This is a genomic window from Streptomyces sp. NPDC059456 (genome assembly GCF_042750055.1).
In the GTDB taxonomy this organism is placed as follows: domain Bacteria; phylum Actinomycetota; class Actinomycetes; order Streptomycetales; family Streptomycetaceae; genus Streptomyces.
The window spans coordinates 1-1650 of the sequence record NZ_JBHYVA010001072.1 but is presented as its reverse complement, the minus strand read 5'-3'; the positions used below and the strand labels follow the sequence as shown (position 1 = coordinate 1650).

The following is a 1650-nucleotide window of genomic DNA, read 5'->3' as shown; positions in this document are numbered from 1 at the left end:
CGGGGGTGGCCCCGTACGAGCCGAACTGCGGTCCGAGGACCAGCGGTTCGCAGGTGTCGGTGGCCGCGTTGGGGTCACCGGTGACCCCGTACGCGGGGAAGCCGGCCTTGAGGACCAGCTGCGGTTTCGCGCCGAAGAACTGGGGGCGCCACAGCACGATGTCGGCGAGCTTGCCGACCTCGATGGAGCCGATCTCGTGGGCCAGGCCGTGGGCGATGGCCGGGTTGATGGTCAGCTTGGCCATGTAGCGCAGGACGCGGGCGTTGTCGTCGCCCTCGCCGTCGCCCTCCAGCGGGCCGAGTTCGCCCTTCATCTTTGCGGCCATGGCGAAGGTGCGCCGGATGGTCTCGCCGGCGCGGCCCATGCCCTGGGCGTCGGAGGAGGTGATGCCGATCGCGCCCAGGTCGTGCAGGACGTCCTCGGCGCCCATGGTGCCCGCGCGGATCCGGTCGCGGGCCATGGCGGCGTCGCCGGGGAGGTCCGGCTTGAGGTCGTGGACGGAGACGATCATGCCGTAGTGCTCGGCGACCGCGTCCCGGCCGAAGGGCAGGGTGGGGTTGGTGGAGGAGCCGATGACGTTGGGCACGCCGGCCATCTTGAGCACGTTGGGGACGTGCCCGCCGCCGCAGCCCTCGATGTGGAAGGCGTGGATGGTGCGGCCGTCCAGGACGCGCAGGGTGTCCTCGACGGACAGGCACTCGTTGAGGCCGTCGCTGTGCAGGGCGACCTGGACGTCGTGTTCCTCGGCCACGCGCAGGGCGGTGTCCAGGGCGCGGGTGTGCGCGCCCATGTCCTCGTGGACCTTGAAGCCGGACGCGCCGCCCTCGGCCAGCGCCTCGACCAGCGGGGCGGCGTCCGAGGAGGAGCCGCGGGCCAGGAAGCCGATGTTGACGGGCCAGGCGTCGAAGGCGTTGAAGGCGTGCTTGAGGGCCCACGGGGAGTTGACGCCGACGCCCCAGACCGGGCCGAACTCCTGGCCGATGATCGTCGTGACGCCCGCGGCGAGCGAGGCCTCCATGACGCGCGGGGACAGCAGGTGGACGTGGGTGTCGACGGCGCCCGCGGTGGCGATGAGGCCTTCGCCGGAGACGATGCTCGTGCCCGTGCCGACCACGACGTCCACCCCGTCGAGGGTGTCCGGGTTGCCGGCCCGGCCGATCGCGTGGATCCGGCCCTCGCGGATGCCGACGGAGACCTTGCGGATGCCGAGGACGGCGTCGATGACGAGGACGTTGCTGATGACGACGTCGCAGGTGTCGCGGACGGCGGCGGCCTTCAGGTGCAGCCCGTCGCGGGCGGTCTTGCCGAAACCCGCCAGGAACTCGTCGCCGGGCTTCTGCGCGTCGTGCTCGACCCGGACGGTGAGCCCGCAGTCGCCGAGCCGGACCCGGTCCCCGGCGCGGGGGCCGAAGACGGAGGCGTACTCGCGGGGGTCGATGTGCCGGCTGCCCGGCGCACAGTGGTCGCCGTGCCTGGTCTGCTTGCTCACGCCCGGTCTCCGTCCGCGTGGTCGGCGCCACCGGCCTGGCCGGCCGCGTCGGTGTTCTCGCACCGGTCCGCGGCGCCGTCCGCCCGCCCCGGCCGCCCGCCGGCGGCGCGGGCCTCGGGGGCGCCGCCGGCCGCCACCGCGCCGGAGGCCCCGGCCGCGTC

At 74.0% G+C, this 1650-nt stretch carries 1 protein-coding gene; it reads right to left on the bottom strand.

The genetic code is table 11. The annotated features are described in order from the left end of the window. Positions 1 to 1489, bottom strand: a 1489-nt coding sequence (locus ACFXA3_RS42245; RefSeq protein WP_385196796.1) for an urease subunit alpha, incomplete at its 3' end; no start/stop codon positions are given. Positions 1490 to 1650 lie beyond the last annotated feature (161 nt).